General features: G+C 57.0%; 16 protein-coding genes and 1 other RNA gene. 10 read left to right on the top strand and 7 right to left on the bottom strand.

Annotated features, from left to right (window positions below):
* Nucleotides 1-281 precede the first annotated feature (281 nt).
* Entirely contained in the window at nt 282-1,250 is a 969-nt protein-coding gene (locus tag ACR0A1_RS08740; protein WP_480867109.1) for an NADPH:quinone oxidoreductase family protein, read from the top strand.
* Here the strand turns inward: ACR0A1_RS08740 and ACR0A1_RS08745 are convergent.
* The gene (locus ACR0A1_RS08745; protein ID WP_170392200.1) at nt 1,234-2,112 is read right to left on the bottom strand and encodes a LysR family transcriptional regulator; all 879 of its coding nucleotides are present in this window, start codon (nt 2,110-2,112) and stop codon (nt 1,234-1,236) included. The two genes, ACR0A1_RS08740 and ACR0A1_RS08745, sit on opposite strands and share 17 nt — an antisense overlap.
* A 127-nt stretch (nt 2,113-2,239) precedes the next feature.
* Here ACR0A1_RS08745 and ACR0A1_RS08750 point away from each other — a divergent pair, with 127 nt between their 5' ends.
* The 8 genes from ACR0A1_RS08750 (at nt 2,240) to ACR0A1_RS08785 (ending at nt 11,148) form a co-directional block, all read left to right on the top strand.
* A complete protein-coding gene (locus ACR0A1_RS08750) occupies nt 2,240-2,458 on the top strand; it encodes a YjiS-like domain-containing protein (RefSeq protein ID WP_170512406.1) in 219 nt (72 codons plus the stop codon).
* A gap of 195 nt (nt 2,459-2,653) precedes the next feature.
* On the top strand, nt 2,654-3,391 hold the full coding sequence (locus ACR0A1_RS08755) for a Bax inhibitor-1/YccA family protein (RefSeq protein WP_010441904.1): 738 nt from the start codon (nt 2,654-2,656) through the stop codon (nt 3,389-3,391).
* A gap of 441 nt (nt 3,392-3,832) precedes the next feature.
* A complete protein-coding gene (locus tag ACR0A1_RS08760) occupies nt 3,833-4,990 on the top strand; it encodes a LacI family DNA-binding transcriptional regulator (RefSeq protein ID WP_480867112.1) in 1,158 nt (385 codons plus the stop codon).
* Complete coding sequence (locus tag ACR0A1_RS08765; protein WP_170420724.1) at nt 4,987-6,342, top strand: extracellular solute-binding protein; 1,356 nt, start codon at nt 4,987-4,989, stop codon at nt 6,340-6,342. Before ACR0A1_RS08760 ends, ACR0A1_RS08765 begins: the two co-directional genes overlap by 4 nt.
* A gap of 57 nt (nt 6,343-6,399) precedes the next feature.
* Nucleotides 6,400-7,632: a carbohydrate ABC transporter permease gene (locus tag ACR0A1_RS08770; RefSeq protein WP_480867114.1), complete on the top strand. Its 1,233-nt coding sequence runs from the start codon at nt 6,400-6,402 to the stop codon at nt 7,630-7,632.
* Nucleotides 7,632-8,840 carry a carbohydrate ABC transporter permease gene (locus tag ACR0A1_RS08775; protein ID WP_170512380.1) on the top strand — a complete coding sequence of 403 codons (1,209 nt, stop codon included), beginning with the start codon at nt 7,632-7,634 and terminating at the stop codon, nt 8,838-8,840. The genes ACR0A1_RS08770 and ACR0A1_RS08775 overlap by 1 nt, the downstream gene beginning before the upstream one ends.
* A gap of 5 nt (nt 8,841-8,845) precedes the next feature.
* Nucleotides 8,846-10,093 (top strand): MGH1-like glycoside hydrolase domain-containing protein, encoded by a 1,248-nt coding sequence (locus ACR0A1_RS08780; protein WP_480867116.1) that lies wholly within the window; start codon nt 8,846-8,848, stop codon nt 10,091-10,093.
* Nucleotides 10,093-11,148 (top strand): ABC transporter ATP-binding protein, encoded by a 1,056-nt coding sequence (locus ACR0A1_RS08785; RefSeq protein WP_170392212.1) that lies wholly within the window; start codon nt 10,093-10,095, stop codon nt 11,146-11,148. The genes ACR0A1_RS08780 and ACR0A1_RS08785 overlap by 1 nt, the downstream gene beginning before the upstream one ends.
* A gap of 294 nt (nt 11,149-11,442) precedes the next feature.
* Here ACR0A1_RS08785 and ACR0A1_RS08790 read toward each other — a convergent pair whose 3' ends face one another.
* A complete protein-coding gene (locus ACR0A1_RS08790) occupies nt 11,443-11,949 on the bottom strand; it encodes a membrane lipoprotein lipid attachment site-containing protein (RefSeq protein ID WP_170392214.1) in 507 nt (168 codons plus the stop codon).
* A 207-nt stretch (nt 11,950-12,156) separates the two neighbouring features.
* Nucleotides 12,157-12,324, bottom strand: coding sequence for a 50S ribosomal protein L33 (gene rpmG / locus ACR0A1_RS08795; protein WP_010441901.1), 168 nt, complete (start codon nt 12,322-12,324; stop codon nt 12,157-12,159).
* Between the two features lie 380 nt (nt 12,325-12,704).
* Between rpmG and ACR0A1_RS08800 the strand changes: the two genes are divergently transcribed.
* A complete protein-coding gene (locus ACR0A1_RS08800) occupies nt 12,705-13,037 on the top strand; it encodes a GYD domain-containing protein (RefSeq protein ID WP_170392216.1) in 333 nt (110 codons plus the stop codon).
* A gap of 6 nt (nt 13,038-13,043) precedes the next feature.
* On the opposite strand, the gene rnpB is transcribed toward ACR0A1_RS08800, so the two are convergent.
* The 4 genes from rnpB to gatA all read right to left on the bottom strand — a co-directional run bounded on the left by rnpB (nt 13,044) and on the right by gatA (nt 16,450).
* Nucleotides 13,044-13,437: RNase P RNA component class A (gene rnpB / locus ACR0A1_RS08805), an RNA gene on the bottom strand.
* Between the two features lie 124 nt (nt 13,438-13,561).
* A complete protein-coding gene (locus tag ACR0A1_RS08810; RefSeq protein ID WP_480503508.1) occupies nt 13,562-14,233 on the bottom strand; it encodes an N-acetylmuramoyl-L-alanine amidase in 672 nt (223 codons plus the stop codon).
* Nucleotides 14,217-14,921 carry an excalibur calcium-binding domain-containing protein gene (locus ACR0A1_RS08815; RefSeq protein WP_170512388.1) on the bottom strand — a complete coding sequence of 235 codons (705 nt, stop codon included), beginning with the start codon at nt 14,919-14,921 and terminating at the stop codon, nt 14,217-14,219. The genes ACR0A1_RS08810 and ACR0A1_RS08815 overlap by 17 nt, the downstream gene beginning before the upstream one ends.
* A 41-nt stretch (nt 14,922-14,962) precedes the next feature.
* Nucleotides 14,963-16,450: an Asp-tRNA(Asn)/Glu-tRNA(Gln) amidotransferase subunit GatA gene (gatA, locus tag ACR0A1_RS08820; protein WP_480752401.1), complete on the bottom strand. Its 1,488-nt coding sequence runs from the start codon at nt 16,448-16,450 to the stop codon at nt 14,963-14,965.
* Nucleotides 16,451-16,453: the final 3 nt, after the last annotated feature.

A 16,453-nucleotide genomic window follows, 5' to 3' on the forward strand; every position in this document is an offset into this window, starting at 1 on the left:
GCTTAGTTAGCGGGTCGCTGCTTAAGAACTCCCTAATTCGGATCGTGCCCCCCGAACAGCACCATAGTACAATATTGCCGCAATCCGTTATTTTTTCAAGCTGGTTGAATCAGAGAATTCGAACAGTGGTTTGTGGTTGTACGGCCAACATAGAGATTAATAGTTTCCAAATGGGAAACTGTTGATCCACCCTATTCAGTTTAACGCTGTGAAGATTGCAAATGGAATTGACAAACGGTCAAGCCAAACGGCCTATGGCGACAAAAGAGCGGAGACCAATGATGCAGGCATTTCGTATCGAGACCAAAGGGGCACCCGCTCAGCTACGCGAAACACGCGAAGTACCGCTGCAAGAGAACCAAGTTCGTATCGCAATCCGCGCCTGCGGCCTGAACTTTGCAGACCTTCTGATGCAGAAAGGCACGTATCAGGACACCCCCGAAGCACCGTTTACGCTGGGTATGGAGATTGCGGGGATTGTCACCGAAATTGGAAACAATGCTGCGCATTTGAAGTTGGGTGATCGTGTTGCAGTCTATTCGGGTCAAGGCGGCCTGGCCGAATCAGGCGTTTTTGATGCGGACCGGGCAATTCCCCTTCCAGATTCCATGAGTTTCGAAGACGCGGCCGCGATCCAAATTGCCTATGGCACCAGCCATATTGCTCTTGCGCACCGGGCGCGACTGCAACCGGGCGAGACCCTACTGGTCACCGGTGCTGCCGGTGGCGTGGGATTGACCGCAGTTGAAATCGGAAAACAGATGGGTGCGACAGTCATCGCCCAAGCCCGCGGGCAGGACAAATTGGCCGTGGCACAAAAAGCTGGTGCAGACCATCTGCTTGACGCAAGCGAAGACCTGCGCGACCGCGTTCTCGCTCTGGGTGGTGCTGACGTGGTCTACGATGCGATTGGTGGAGATGTCTTCAAGGCCGCCTTCCGCGCGACCAACCCGGAAGGCCGCTTGTTACCGATCGGATTTGCCGGAGGTGAGGTGCCACAGGTTCCAGCCAATCATCTTTTGGTCAAGAACCTGACCGTGATCGGCGTATATATCGGCGGCTATCTGAATTTCCGGCCCGAGATCGTGCACGACAGCTTCAGCACCTTGTTCCGCTGGCACTCAGAGGGCCGGATAAAGCCTCATATCAGCCACGTCCTGCCCTTGCAGGACGCAGCAAAAGGTTTGGAACTGCTGCGCGATCGCAAATCCACCGGCAAAGTGGTGATCCGCGTCAACTCGCCACTTTAAGCGGCTGCGCCGTTGGATGATTGAAGTTTTGGCGCAGTAGGTTCGCAAGCTCTGACACGTATTCCTCACGTACCCGCTCGGCACCATAGAGGTTGATGAACTGTACAGGCAAATCCGGCAGCACCCCGGCATGGTCAATCAGTTCCTGATGGCTGGGCTGGGTGCCTTCCAGCAAAACTCCCACAGCCAGATCAGCGCTGACGGTGGCTTCAACGGTGCGGTCGGAATCGCTGTCGATGCTCATATCCCATTCGATTCCCGCATCATCCAGCGCCGCTGTCGCGACCGGGCGGAAAATGCAATTCCGGCAAAACCCCAGCCGCAAAGGCTTTTGGCGCCAGGCAGATCCGTTCAGCGCGCCAACCCAACGCAAAGGCATATGGTGCAGGGTTTCGGCACCTTCGCCCGCGCCCGATTCCGTAGTCACAATCAGATCGAAGCTTCCGCGGGCGAACTCTTCTTTCAAGTGCCGCGTATTGGACGTTACCAAGTTCACGCTGACCCGGGGAAAGCTGGCATTGAAACGCTTCAACACCCGCGGGATGAACGGATGAACGACGTCATGCGGTACGCCTAGCACGACCTCGCCCTCAAACGCCTGATCCGTCAGCCGCCCGATTACCTCATCATTCAACGCAATCATTCGCCGTGCGTATGCCAGCAATTGCTCTCCGGACGCCGTTAGCGCGATGGTTCGACCGGACCGATCCAGTAATTCCAGCCCCAAAAGCTCTTCCAGCCGCTTGAGCTGCATTGAGACTGCAGATTGCGTGAGGTGAAGAAATCCAGCGGCACGCGTCACGCCTCCATGGTCAGCAACAGCTACGAAAGACCGCAATGTAGTGATGTCCAGATTTCGCATGTTCAAGATTCCTTATGAGACTCGTCATAAACATTCATTTCCAAAATATGTCAGACTACTCCATATAGATCAAGGAAATTGATTGAAGCGCTATGTTTCATCAAACAATCAGGAAAGGGCAATGATCATGACCCATATAGCCATCTCAACTCATCGTCGCATCAAGCGTAAGGCGATTGGTGCTCGGATACTTGACCTGTTTAACCTCGCTCGTCAGCGGCGCGCCCTCGCCCAGCTTGATGATGATGCACTGAATGACATCGGCGTTTCACGCAAAGACGCGCGGAACGAAGCAGAGCGCCCGTTCTGGGACGCGCCCGACAGCTGGCACAAACATCTGTATTAATTCGAAAATACCGGCGGCTTGAGGGATTTGGCGACCAAGCCGCCGGTTTTTTGGCGACAGTTGCAAAAATTGCCGACAGTTTTGCTGAGTTTCAGGCTTAAAACCCTTGAAACGAGGGCCACACTCTCCGATATTTAGCGGGAAACCGGCTCGCATCCGTGGGCTGCGAACAGAATATTGAAGGGAGACCCCTATATGGCACAATTCGACACGATCCGGACGGCGTCCGGCGCGCGCGCTGCCGAGATAGACGAGGGCCTGCGCGCCCATATGAACAAAGTCTACGGCACGATGTCCGTAGGCATGCTGATCACATTTGCCGTGGCATGGGCCGTGGGCTCGAGCCCGCAGCTGCTGTCGATCTTCCGTGATCCGGTCACGCTGAGCCCCAATATCCTGGGCTGGATTGTGATGTTTGCACCTTTGGCGATGGTGTTTGGCTTTGGCGCCGCCATCAACCGCCTCTCGGCGTCCGGCGCACAGCTGTTCTTTTATGCATTTGCAGCCGTGATGGGCCTGTCGCTGAGCTGGATTTTCGTAGCATTCACCGGCATCTCGATCGCGCAGGTGTTCCTGGTGACTTCGATCGCGTTTGCAGGTCTTTCGCTGTACGGTTATGTGACCAAGAAAGACCTGTCCGGCATGGGCACCTTCCTGATGATGGGTGTGATTGGCCTGATCGTCGCGATGGTTATCAACATCTTCCTGCAGTCGCCTGCGATCATGTTCGCAGTGTCGATCCTGGGTGTGCTGATCTTTGCCGGCCTGACCGCCTATGACACGCAGAAGATCAAAACCACCTATCTGCAGATGGCTCATGCTGGCGATCAGGAATGGCTTGGCAAAGCGGCGATCATGGGTGCATTGAACCTGTATCTGGACTTCATCAACATGTTCATGTTCCTGCTGCAACTACTGGGCAACAGAGAATAAAACTGCTTCCAACAGAATACAGAAAGCCCCGCTTAGCACTCCGCTAAGCGGGGCTTTTTTATGTTGCTCTTCAAAAGCCCATACCAAGCCTTGGTGAATTCGCATGATGTTCCGACTAGTTTATTTTGCCTCCACAATTTTTACACGCCCTCAAAGCCGGATAGTCGCCCGTATTTACGCATAGTCCTCATGCTCAATTCACCGATTCCCATCAAAGCTCCGCGAACAATGATCAGCCTGCAGTCACTGTAGCAGTCGGCAGTCAACCATGTTGGCGCAACCCTAATTTTGCACCACTCTGAAAGCCGCGTTTGCAAGTTTGCATATGCGTTCGTCAGCGCCTTTCGCCATTGGAACGTTCGTGTACTTGGTCGATCCAATCAAAGAATTTCATAATTTTGATTGCCGAAACCGGTTTCGGAGAAAACAAATAGAAGAATGATGACGAATCCAAGTCTCCAGCAACCGCAGTCTCGCCCCCGGAGTCATTCTGGCCCCGGCAGGGTAAAACTGGATCAATTGGCCGATCATCTTGGGCTTTCTAAGAGCACGGTGTCCCGCGCCCTGAATGGATATACCGACATCTCGGAATCCACGAGAAAGCGCGTTGAAACCACGGCGCGAAAGATGGGCTATCGCCCACTCAGCCATGCGCAGGCGATACGAACCGGGCGGGTGCGCGCTATTGCCATGGTCATCAACAGCGAAGAACCAGACCGGCATAACCCATTTCTTCAGGATTTTCTGGCCGGAGCATGCGAAGCGGCGAGCGCATCCGACTGGACGATGACGATTTCTACGGCGAAGTCCGAAAAAGATATGCTTGATGTATTGGGGCGGCTTGTCGAAGAGCGCAAAGCCGATGGGTTCATTCTGCCCCGGACCGAGGTCGACGATGTGAGGGTGAAATACCTGCAAGAGTTGAAGGTTCCCTTCATCATGTATGGCCGCACGGGGTATGGGCAGGCGGACTGGCAGGATGAGACATCCTGGTTCGACATTTCGGGTGAATCTGCAACCCGTGATGCGGTCGGTCGGCTCGTCGATTTTGGCCATACGCGTATCGGCTATGTCGGTAGCGATCCGAAATTCAACTACAGCCATCTGCGCCGTGACGGTTATCTCGAAGGTCTCAAGATCGCGGGCTTGCCTGCCGATCCCGAGTTGTTCCGGGAAGGTGCTCGTACGCGCGAGGAGGGTGCGGTTGAGGCACGCGCGCTTTTGACGCTGAATCACCCACCTACTGCAATAGTGTTTGCAACAGATCTTGCTGCGCTGGGGTGTTACTCGGTCTGTGCAGAACTGGGCCTCGAGGTCGGGCAAGATGTATCAATTTTGGGATATGACGGCATCCCTGAATGCCAATATGTCAGCCCTGGTCTAACCACGTTCAGCGTCGATTCTAAGCGGGCCGGAGAACGCCTTGCGACGATGCTGATCAGTCAGACTCGCGGTGAAGCACCGACAGATCTGCGTGAGATTAGTGAGGCCGTTCTGATCGAACGCAATTCCGACGGGCCACCAAGCGTTACAGCCGAGGAACTGGCCCGAAAAATTCAACTTTCAAAAGATCATAACCGGGGAGGAAACCGACTATGAAACTTGCACCTTTAGCATCTCGAATGATGCTTGGAACATCGCTTGCGCTAGTATTGGCGGCGATGTCCGCTCAGGCGGATACGATCCGCTTCTGGACCACCGAAGAACAGCCCGAGCGGCTGGCCAAGCAACAGGAAATGGCTGACCAGTTCAAGGCTGAAACCGGCACCACGGTCGAGGTTATCCCGGTCACCGAAAGTGATCTGGGTACACGCGCCACAGCAGCATTTGCCGCCGGAGACCTGCCAGATGTGGTCTATCATCCGCTGCAATATGCCCTGCCATGGGCTGAAGCGGGCATTTTGGACACCGAAGCCGCCACCGAAGTGATCGAAGAACTGGGCGCCGACACCTTCGCCCCCGGCGCGCTTGGTATGGCGGCGTTCAACGACGAAACCGCGTCGGTACCGGTCGATGGATGGACTCAAATGGTTGTCTACCGCAAAGACCTGTTTGATGAAGCTGGCCTTGAGGCCCCGAACTCATTCGCCAACGTCGTCGCTGCGCTGGAGCAGTTGCACAACCCGCCCGAGATGTACGGTTTCGTTGCTGCAACCAAAGTTGATGAAAACTTCATGAGTCAGGTTTTGGAGCATGTGTTCCTCGCCAATGGCGTGACCCCTGTTGGCGCGGACGGCTTCCAACCGCTGGATGAAGCCAAGACCATAGAGGTATTGGATTTCTACAAGGCGATCTCGAAAGCCTCGCCCCCGGGTGAGCTATTCTGGAAACAATCGCGCGAGCTGTATTTTGATGGCAAAGCAGCGATGATCATCTGGTCGCCCTTCATCCTTGACGAACTGGCCGGTCTGCGCGACAGCGCCCCGCCGACGATCAACGATGATCCGACCTCGCGCGATCTGGCCTCGAAGACCGGTATCGTCACTAACTTCTCGGGCCCATCGAACCCGGATGGCGCGGCTTGGGGTGACGTTCGTTACTTTGGCATCACCAACGACGCCGACACCGACGCGGCGATGGAGTTCGTGAAATTCGCCATGGACGACGGCTATACTCAAACACTGGCGATCGCACCCGAGGGCAAGTTCCCGGTCCGTCGCGGTAATGCTGACAACCCGACCGCGTTCTCGGAAGCATGGGCAGAGCTGCCTGTAGGCGTGGACCGCAAAGCCCCGTTGGGCGAGCTGTATGATCAGGCGATGATCGATGAGATCGTCGGCGGTCTGGACGTGGCGCAGCGCTGGGGCGTTGCTGAAGGCCAGCTGGCTTTGGCGTCCAAAATGATCAACAGCCAGGCAATTAACCGGGTCGTGCGCCAATATATCGACGATGAAATCGATGCCGCCGCTGCAGTGGCCGCAATGAACGACGAGCTCGCGAAGGTTCAGTAACCTTGTGACACATGCAGCGGCGATTACGCCGCTGCACCCAACCCTTCGAGGTATCCCATGTCTTCGGCCACCCCACCGACCGGAACCGGGGCGCTAGCCAAACGCGAGGCGCGTCTGGCCTGGACGCTGCTGGCTCCGACAGTGATCAGTGTATCGCTTGTGGTGATCCTGCCCTTGCTGGCGATCTTCTGGATCAGCTTCAAGCCCTTCACCCTGTCTGACCTTCGTCCGCCTGCACCTGTGGTGCGTGAAAGCTTGCGCGGATCTGGCGAGGATCTGCGGATTGAATACCGCGTCCGCAACTCAAGTCAGGACATCGCCGTTGTCGGCGTCACCCTGACAGATGTTCTACCGGACGGCGTGACGGCGCGCGAAGTTGCAAGTCCCTGTGTTCTGGACGGGCAAGACCTGTTCTGCGATTTCGGCACACTGGAAGGCGGTCAACGCGAACGCATCCGTATTCCGGTCACCTTGGACGGAGATCCGGACGCTTTCGAAGAGCTGCTCGAAGGATCAGAGCCCGGCGTGACCGGGAGCGGACCCAGCGTCCTGACCAACCTTGAATTCAGTCTGGAAAACTACGCCCGTGTCTTTGATGGAGACGAGTTCTGGGGCGTGCTGTGGGTTACGTTGTTCTACACCGTGGTCGGCACCATTGGAGCTTTGGTGATGGGCCTGTTTGCAGCCTTGTTGCTGAACAAAAGCTTCAAAGGACAAGGGTTCATACGCGGCCTCTATCTGTTCCCCTATGTGGCGCCGGTCATCGCTGTGGCCTTCACATGGGTCACCTTGTTCGACCCGTTCTCGGGTTCTGCCAACGCATTGTTGGTGCAGATGGGACTAAGCAGTGAACCGATCAACTTCTTCGGGGAACGCCCTTTGGCGCTGATCATGGTGACAGTGTTCGAGATCTGGCGCTATTTCCCGCTGTCGTTCCTGTTCATTCTGGCGCGGATGCAATCAATCGACTCCAGCATGTATGAAGCAGCAGATATGGATGGAGCCTCACCATTCCAGAAATTCTGGCTACTGAGCATCCCGCAACTACTGGGCATCCTGTCGGTACTGTTCCTGCTGCGTTTCATTTGGACGTTTAACAAGTTCGACGACATCTTCCTGCTGACCGGCGGCAATGCCGGCACCCGTACTCTGACCGTAAATGTCTATGAACAGGCCTTTGCGATTTCGAACATCGGCGCAGGCGCAGCGGTGGCCGTTGTGATCCTGATGTGCCTGATTGCCTTCAGCTTCGTCTTCTTCCGCTTCATCAGCCGTGAGGAGGGTTTGTGATGCGCAAAGGGTATATAACCGCCCCGATTCTAGGCGCGCTCTGGCTGGTGGTGATCGCCACTACTGTCGCCATCACCATGTCATTCTCGACCGGGGCTGCGTTCCGGCCACAGGTCTTGCTCTGCTTGATATGGGGGGCTATTGCCGGTCTGGTGTATGTCCGCTTCTCGGCGCAACGCGCACCGGCCCGACTGGGTGTATCCGCCTTGTTAGGCCTGTCTTGCCTGACCGGAGTCGGGCCTGTCCTGATCGGCTCTGACACATCCCTGCAGGCAATACTGGTCACCGTCGTGGCGATGGCGGTCGTGATGCACCTATCCGTTGCCGCAATCCTGAAAGAGACACCGTTCGGCGAGCTCACCCGCCACGAGTACGAAGAGGCCGTGATCCGGTTCTGCACGGGCTTTGGCTATATCTTCTTCACGGCGATCGTGATCATTCCGTTCTATGTGATGGTGATGACCAGCCTGAAGTCGCAACAGGCCCTGTTGCAGAACCCGCTGGATTTCTCGGTAGATCTATCACAAGGCACCGCTCTGTTTCGCAGCTATACCGAGCTGTTTCGCGATTTCAACTTCGGCACCTATCTTTGGACCTCGCTCTACGTCTCGGTCCTGACGGTCTTTATCACCCTGCTGTTCAGCGTCCCCGGAGCCTATGCGGTGGCGCGGTTCCGTTTCTCAGGGCAAAAGGCGTTCTCGCGCTCGATTCTGCTGATCTACATGGTGCCGATGATTGTTCTGGCATTGCCGATCTATATCGCATTCTCGCTGACCGGGCTGCGCAACTCGATCCTTGGCATCGTTATGATCTACCCGGTCACGACGATCCCTGTCGCGCTGTACATGCTGCAAGGTTATTTCCGTGGTTTGCCGACTGAGGTGGAAGAGGCCGGTCTCATGGATGGGCTGTCGCGGCTGGCAGTGATTTGGAAGATTACGCTGCCGCTTAGCCTGCCTGCGCTGGCGTCGGTCTCGCTCTACGTCTTCATGATCGCTTGGAACGAGTTCCTGCTGGCCTTCATGCTGCTGGACGACCCTTCGAAATTTACCCTGACCCGAGGCGTCACGATGCTGAACTCCTCGGAAATTCCCCGACAGCATCTGATGGCCGGTGCGGTGATCGCCACCGTTCCGATCATGGCGCTGTTCCTGGGACTTGAACGTTTCATGACTAAGGGCCTGACTGCGGGGTCCGTCAAAGGATGACTGAGATGAACCAACATACAAACCCCGACCGCGAGGCGCGCAACATTCTGGTTGCCAATGATCGCGGCGGCTACACCATCCCGACCGAAGGGCTTTACCCCTATCAATGGAATTGGGACAGCGCGATTGCGGCGCTTGGTTTTGCCGAGTTCGACATTGATCGAGCCTGGGTGGAACTTGAAACACTGTTCTCGGGCCAGTGGGATGATGGAATGGTGCCGCATATCCTGTTCCACAAACAGGATGACGGATATTACCCCGGCCCGGATGTCTGGGGTGGCCACGGGCCGATCCCGTCCTCAGGCATCATTCAGCCCCCGGTGGCTGCAACTGTGGCGCGGAAGATCTGGGAAAAAGATGGCGATGCAGGCGCGGACCGCGTTCGCGCGCTCTTCCCATCTCTGCTGGCGTGGCATCGCTGGATCATGAAATGGCGACTCGACGAACACGGCGCGGTCTGCACCACGCATCCGTGGGAAGCTGGTCGCGACAATGCACCGGACTGGGACAAAGCAATGGAGGGCGTAGATCCCACAGGTGTCGGAGACTACCAGCGTCGTGACACAAGCCACGTCAACAGTGCAGACCGACCGACCAAATACGACTATGACCGCTATATCAAATTGGTTCAGATCGGCTGTCAGGCCGACTGGGATCAACAGAAGTTGCTGAGCCTGAATCCCTTCCGAGTCGCAGATCCGACGATGACATTTATCACTCTGCGCGCCGCGCGCGATCTGCAGGGGATCAGCGAAAGGCTTGGAATTGCTGCGGATGGACTAAGTAGCGACATTCAAAGGCTCGAAGCGGGCGCGCGATCTTTGTGGAACGAAACGCTGAGCTCGTTCGACTCGCGTGATGCGCTGACTGGTGATTGGGCCGGAAGCATCTCAAACGCGTCGTATCTTTGCTGGTTTGGGGGACTTGATTCACAGCACATGCTGGAGCGCCTGCAGGCGACGCTTGCAAAAGTACCCTTTCCAGTTCCCAGCTATGACCCCGCGATGCCCAACTTCGACCAACGCAGGTACTGGAGGGGTCCCACTTGGGGGTTCATGAATATGCTGATCGGGTTTGGATTGGCGGATATGGGGCACCTCGAAGAAGCCGAGGCACTGCGCCAGAAAACGTCGCAGCTGATCGCAACAAACGGCTTCGCTGAATACTACGATCCTCTGACCGGCAGCCCTGCCGGAGGGAATTCATTCACCTGGACAGCCGCGGTTTGGCTGCATTGGGCAGGGAGGAACTAATGGGCAGCATCGAACTAAAATCCGTCGAAAAGTGGTTTGGCTCGGCCCAGGTCATCAAAGGCGTTGACCTAATGATTGATGAAGGTGAATTCATCGTCTTCGTCGGTCCATCGGGCTGTGGAAAATCCACCCTGCTTCGCATGATCGGTGGGCTTGAAGATATCTCGCGCGGATCGCTACTAATCAACGGAAATGATGTCACGGATCACCCACCCTCCAAGCGGGGCCTGACGATGGTGTTCCAGTCCTATGCGCTTTATCCCCACCTGACGGTAGCCGAAAATATGGGGTTCTCACTTAAGGTCGCGGGTGTTCCGAAGGCCGAGATAGCAGAGCAGGTCAACAAAGCCGCCGAGGTTCTCAAGCTGGGACCTTTTCTGGAACGTCGCCCCAAGGACCTGTCCGGTGGACAGCGGCAGCGCGTTGCCATTGGTCGTTCTATCGTGCGCGACCCGACGGCGTTTCTGTTCGATGAACCGCTTTCGAATCTTGACGCAGCGCTTCGTGTCGAAATGCGTTACGAAATCGCGAAACTTCATCAGAACCTAAAGCGCACTATGATCTACGTAACGCACGATCAGGTTGAAGCGATGACATTGGCCGACCGCATCGTCGTGCTTGAGTACGGCAAGATCGCGCAAGTCGGCACACCCCGCGAGCTTTACGAACGCCCTGCCAACCTGTTTGTCGCACAGTTCATTGGCAGCCCCAAAATGAACATATTGCCGTGCACGACTCAGAACGATGGCTACACTCTGGAACATGGCAGAGGCGGCGACTTCGCGCGCTCGGGTGTAGCAAGCAAACTCGGCATTCGCCCCGAACACATCGATGTTGTATCATCGGGCGATGGGCAATGTGATGGCATCATCGAGGTGATTGAGTATCTGGGGGCAGATACCTTCCTGATCGTGGATTGCGGCGCCGAAGAGAAGGTTACCGTGCGCCTAAATGGGGACACCGCTCTAAAGCCTGGGGCAAAGATCGGCCTGCATTTTCCCACCGACAAACTTCATTTCTTTGACGAGAATGGGCAGGCATTGGTAGAGCAATGAACGTTGCTTCCTATCAGTTGAGGTTAAACAGTTCTGCTGATCTGGGCAGAGTTTCACCACTGATTATTCTTTGGCGGTGAGGCGGAATAGAGAACACGCATAGCGCTTGCTTGGATGCCAACGGATGGCGGGGGCCTCTGAACTCGCGTGATCATCGCCCGGTGTGTCACATGGATTGAATGACCGGTGCTGGGTTTGAGCCCTTGTTCAGTGCCTCGTAAGACTTGCAGAAACACTGAAACTAGAAAGCCCCCGCCAATGGCGGGGGCTTTTACTTAGATTGTGTAAGCTAAATTAACGGCAGTTCAGCGGCACTGCAAAACCCGAACTGCGCTCGGACGAACCCTTGCGGTATACATCACCTGCGGGCAAGCATCCGGTAAAGCGTTCCGTTTGAGCGCCAAAGGCCGAGCCCACCGATGTATCAACTTTGGTGGAGTTGTTTTCCGTACGCAGGACACCGAACAACTGACCGTTTACACTGACATTGCTCAGGTACAGATTGGTATCACTGCCAGTGAGCTGAACTGAATTCGCATCTGAGCGACCGCCATTATCGATTGCGACACCCGCGATCTTTTCAAGCTCGGCTTTGTCCGATGTAACCTGGACCGTTGGTAGCTTGGCCAGTTCCGCCGGGATGTTGGTTTCTGGCGGCAAAAAGGCTACGGCGCCTTTCACATCCGACACTGTGCGCGGTTCACCATCAATCCCGGTGAAACCAACACCTTCGCGGTTAAAGGGGTCTTCGCAGGCTGACAATGTCAGAACAGCAAGAGCGGGCAACAAGATTTTTTTCATGGCGGTCAACATTTTGGAAAGGGTTGCTGAAGCGTAGCGGCAGGGGATTAGAAAAAGCAAGCCGCTGAGATTCAGAACACCCAAACCTCTGATGCGCCCCTGCAACGCCCCTGCTTGGTTTAGGCCGACCAAGAGATACCCCAAAACAATACAAAAAAGGACCCTGCATGGCAGAGTCCTTCTTCAAAAAGTATGTCAGAGGGCAGATTACTTGATCTTGCCTTCTTTGTACTCGACATGCTTCCGAGCGACCGGATCGTATTTACGAATGGTCATTTTCTCGGTCATGGTGCGCGCGTTCTTCTTGGTCACGTAGAAGTGGCCCGTGCCCGCGGTCGAGTTCAGACGGATCTTGATTGTCGTCGGCTTCGCCATGGTTATCTCCTGCGTCCGAAAAGGCAGGGGCCTTTCGGTTGAATCCTTATGAGCGTGCGCTTTTAACCGCTCATGCGCCCAAGTCAACCGGATTCGCCGCGTTAGGGGAACAATTCCTGACACGGCTTCAAGAGCAGTCGATTTGGAGCGCTCACGATTCTGTGATAGTGTCGCCGGAACCTTCGAAGCCCGTTTTACGGACTTAGGTAATACCGTGCCGGATGTAAATTCCGGCAGACAACACCGCTCACAACTATAGCAACGCCCGGCTGTCTACTTGGCCGGGTCTTTTCCGGTTTGCGCGCAATCCTGCACGCGACACGGCCAGGGAGTCGGCCGCTTTTAGCGCTCCGAATAAACTGCAACCAAGGGAGAGAAATATGCCTGTTTTCATTACCTATGCGTCTTATTCGCAAGATGGGGTCAAAGGAATGTTGGCAAAACCGGAAGATCGCACCGGTCCCGTCAAGGCTTTGCTTGAGAAAGCAGGCGGCAGACTGATCTCATTTTATATAACCACCGGAGGCAATGATGTCGTCGTTATCAGCGAACTGCCTGAAGGCAGTGATGCTGTGGCAATTGGCATGGCCGTCGCGGGCACGGGTGCGGTTTCGAGGATCGAGACCGTTCGCGCATGGTCGGCGCAGGAATTTGTTGCCGTCGCCGAAAAAGCTGCAGCACTTGGCGGCACCTACACACCTCCGGGCGGGTAACAGGATATGCGCGGAGGGCCTGTAAGCCGGATCCTGTTCCAGGGTTGCCCCCTTCGATGACCATTCCTCTAGGCCGTGCATTGCTGCGCGGCTCGAGCTACCAACCCGGTCCCTCTCGGCCAAGGCGTGCCTAGCGGCGGTATCGGTTTGCACCGACCGGCCCGCGCGGGGACCCTATTCGGCATTGCTCCCGGTGGGGCTTGCCGTGCCGCCACTGTTGCCAGCGGCGCGGTGGGCTCTTACCCCACCGTTTCACCCTTGCCACACGTGTGTGGCGGTCTGATTTCTGTGGCGCTTTCCGTCGGGTTTCCCCGCCCGGGCGTTACCCGGCACCGTTGCCTTGTGGAGTCCGGACTTTCCTCTCGGGCCTTACGACCCCAGCGGCCATCCGGCCCTCCGCGCGTGGGTTGGGTAGGCTCTGTGCAAGGTGGCGTCAAGGGTGGTTGGCACGTTAAAGGGGCCAGCCCCTTCTTGGCCTGCGGCCAATTCATCCCCGAGATATTTTTGGCCAGATGAAGGGCGGATCAGGTTGATCTTGGGAGTGGACAGAGCGCTTTGAGATCATCGGGGTGCAAGGGGCCGGAGGCCCACGGGCGATAGCGCAGGCGCGTGGAATTTAGGAGCGTCTTCTCGTCGCTTGTCGCTGTGTAGCCCCGGTTCTGCGCCAGCTCGCGGAAGTTGACGTTCGGTTCGAGGGCAGTACCACGCCGAGCGGCAAGGCGCTGGTGTTCCAACCTTTGCCAGTCGAACCGGGGGCCGGGGTCGGACTTGCGGCCCGGTGCCATGTCGGAATGCCCGATCACACCCTCTGGCGCGATGGTCCAACGCTGCATGAGTTCGGGCAAAAGCTGTTCCAATACACGCATTTGGGGTTCGGCAAACGGGTGATCTCCGCCATTGTCCAGCTCGATCCCGATCGAGCGGGAGTTTATGTCGGCTTGCCCTTGCCACTCCCCTGCCCCGGCGTGCCAAGCGCGATCTTCCTCTCGGACAAGCTGCCATAGCGCACCGTCACGACCGATCAGGTAGTGGGCGGAGACCTCGGGACCCGGATCGCAGAGACGTTCAAGCGCGGCAGCAGCGCTCTCCATTGCGGTGTAGTGCAGCACGATCAGCTTGGGTGACAGCCCATCCCGACGGGGGCCGAAATTGGGCGATGGGTGCCAGATGGGGGAGAGCTTAGTTGTTGACGGCACTGCGGAACGGGCTGGGGTCCCAGCCGCAGGCGTAACCGTCGCCATCCGGATCCAGCCCTTTGCGGTCACGCTGGGGGCCTCCATTCGACAGAAACTCAATCTGCGCCTGATCAGGAGAGGCGAACTGAGCGCAGTTGCGCTGTGCCTTGGCCTGCAGGTTAAATCCGGCTCGGCTGTACAACTGGGTACCGATGGGGTTCGAAGTGCTCAGGGCGTATTGCACGATATTGGGTTGCCCGTCAGAGCCACGCTCGGGCACGGCAGTAGGGGCGACGACCTCGTAAGACTGCCGATTCTGTTCGATACGAGCGGCGTCGGCATCGATACTGCGACGGTTTGAGACAGCCTCAAAATCCTGTTCATCAGAGATACTTGGGTTGTTTGTTGCAGTCAGAGGCGCGACGCGCGTCTCTTGACCCGACGTATTCGCCAAGGCAATGGCCGTCTGGTTGGCGATGTCAGAGGCGTCGCCTGTTGGTACGGCACCAACAGCCCCCTGCGCCGAGAGCGGCTGCTCTGAAACCGCCTCGGGTGGCGCAAGCGGATTACCGGCCAGACCCTGCCCGGCCAGTTCGGCCTCGCGCTGCGCCTGATATTCCGGCGTATTGAAACCGGTACCCGAAACAGGGGTAACGGTATCACATGCCGCGATCAGCCCAAGGGCCGGGATCAGAAGCAATTTGCGCATTTGGCTGCTCCGGTTCTTTATTGCCGTGTCAGGTTTGAGGATTACCACCATTTTCCGGGCTTGGCCACAAACCCAGCCGCGCTCTCTAGCGCGTAGGCGGTGTTGAGCAGATCGCCTTCCTCCCACGGACGGCCGATCAGCTGCAGACCCAACGGAAGGCCCTGTTTGTCCAGACCAGCAGGAACCGAAATACCGGGCAGGCCAGCGAGGTTCACTGTCACGGTGAACACATCGTTCAGGTACATCTGAACAGGATCAGCCTCGGTCATCTCGCCCAGACCGAACGAGGCCGACGGCGTTGCCGGGGTCAGGATCGCATCAACGCCTGCGGCAAAGACATCTTCGAAGTCCTTCTTGATCAGGGTGCGGACCTTGCGGGCGCGGTTGTAGTAGGCGTCATAGAAGCCTGCAGACAGCACGTAGGTGCCGATCATCACCCGGCGCTGGACCTCATGGCCGAAGCCTTCGGCGCGGGTCTTTTCGTACATCTCGGTGATGCCATCGCCCTGCGCCAGCTGTGCTCGGCGGCCATAACGGACACCGTCATAGCGGGCGAGGTTCGACGACGCCTCGGCAGGAGCAATCACGTAATAGGCAGGCAGCGCGTATTTGGTATGCGGCAGCGAGATATCGACGATTTCGGCGCCTGCGTCTTTCAGCATAGCGGTGCCATCGGCCCAAAGCTTTTCAATCTCGGCGGGCATGCCGTCCATGCGGTATTCCTTGGGGATACCAATTTTCTTACCTTTGATATCGCCGGTCAGCATTGCCTCGAAATTTGGCACGGCCAGCTCGGCGCTGGTGGAATCCTTGGGGTCATGACCGCACATGGTTTCCAGCATGATCGCTGCGTCACGGACGTTCTTGGTCATCGGTCCAGCCTGATCCAACGAAGACGCAAAGGCCACGATACCCCAACGCGAGCAACGACCATAGGTTGGCTTGATGCCGGTGATGCCGACAAAAGCAGCAGGCTGGCGGATCGAACCGCCGGTATCGGTACCGGTCGCGGCCAGACACAGGTCAGCCGAGACAGCCGAGGCTGAGCCACCGGACGAGCCGCCGGGTGTCAGCTGCGCATCGTCATTGCCGCGCCGCCACGGGCTGACCGCATTGCCGTAAACGGATGTTTCATTAGACGAACCCATCGCGAACTCGTCCATGTTCAGCTTGCCCAGCATCACAGCACCAGCATCCGCCAATTGTTGCGACACGGTGGATTCGTATTCGGGCTTGAACCCCTCGAGAATTTTCGAGGCCGCTTGCGAGGGCACGCCCTTAGTGCAAAACAGGTCCTTGATGCCGATCGGCAGACCGCACATCGAAGGCGCGTCGCCGCCTTTGATCCGCTCATCCGCCGCCTTGGCGCGCTCCAACGCGATCTCGGGCGTCTTGTGGACAAACGCGTTCAGCGCGTCGGCTTCGTCAATGGCCTTGAGGCAGGCCTCGGTCAGTTCGACCGAGGTCACTTCTTTGGCACGCAGCGCATCGCGGGCCTCGGCCAGGCCCAGTTTGTTCAGTTCGCTCATGAC

This window comes from Ruegeria sp. D6, assembly GCF_056534365.1.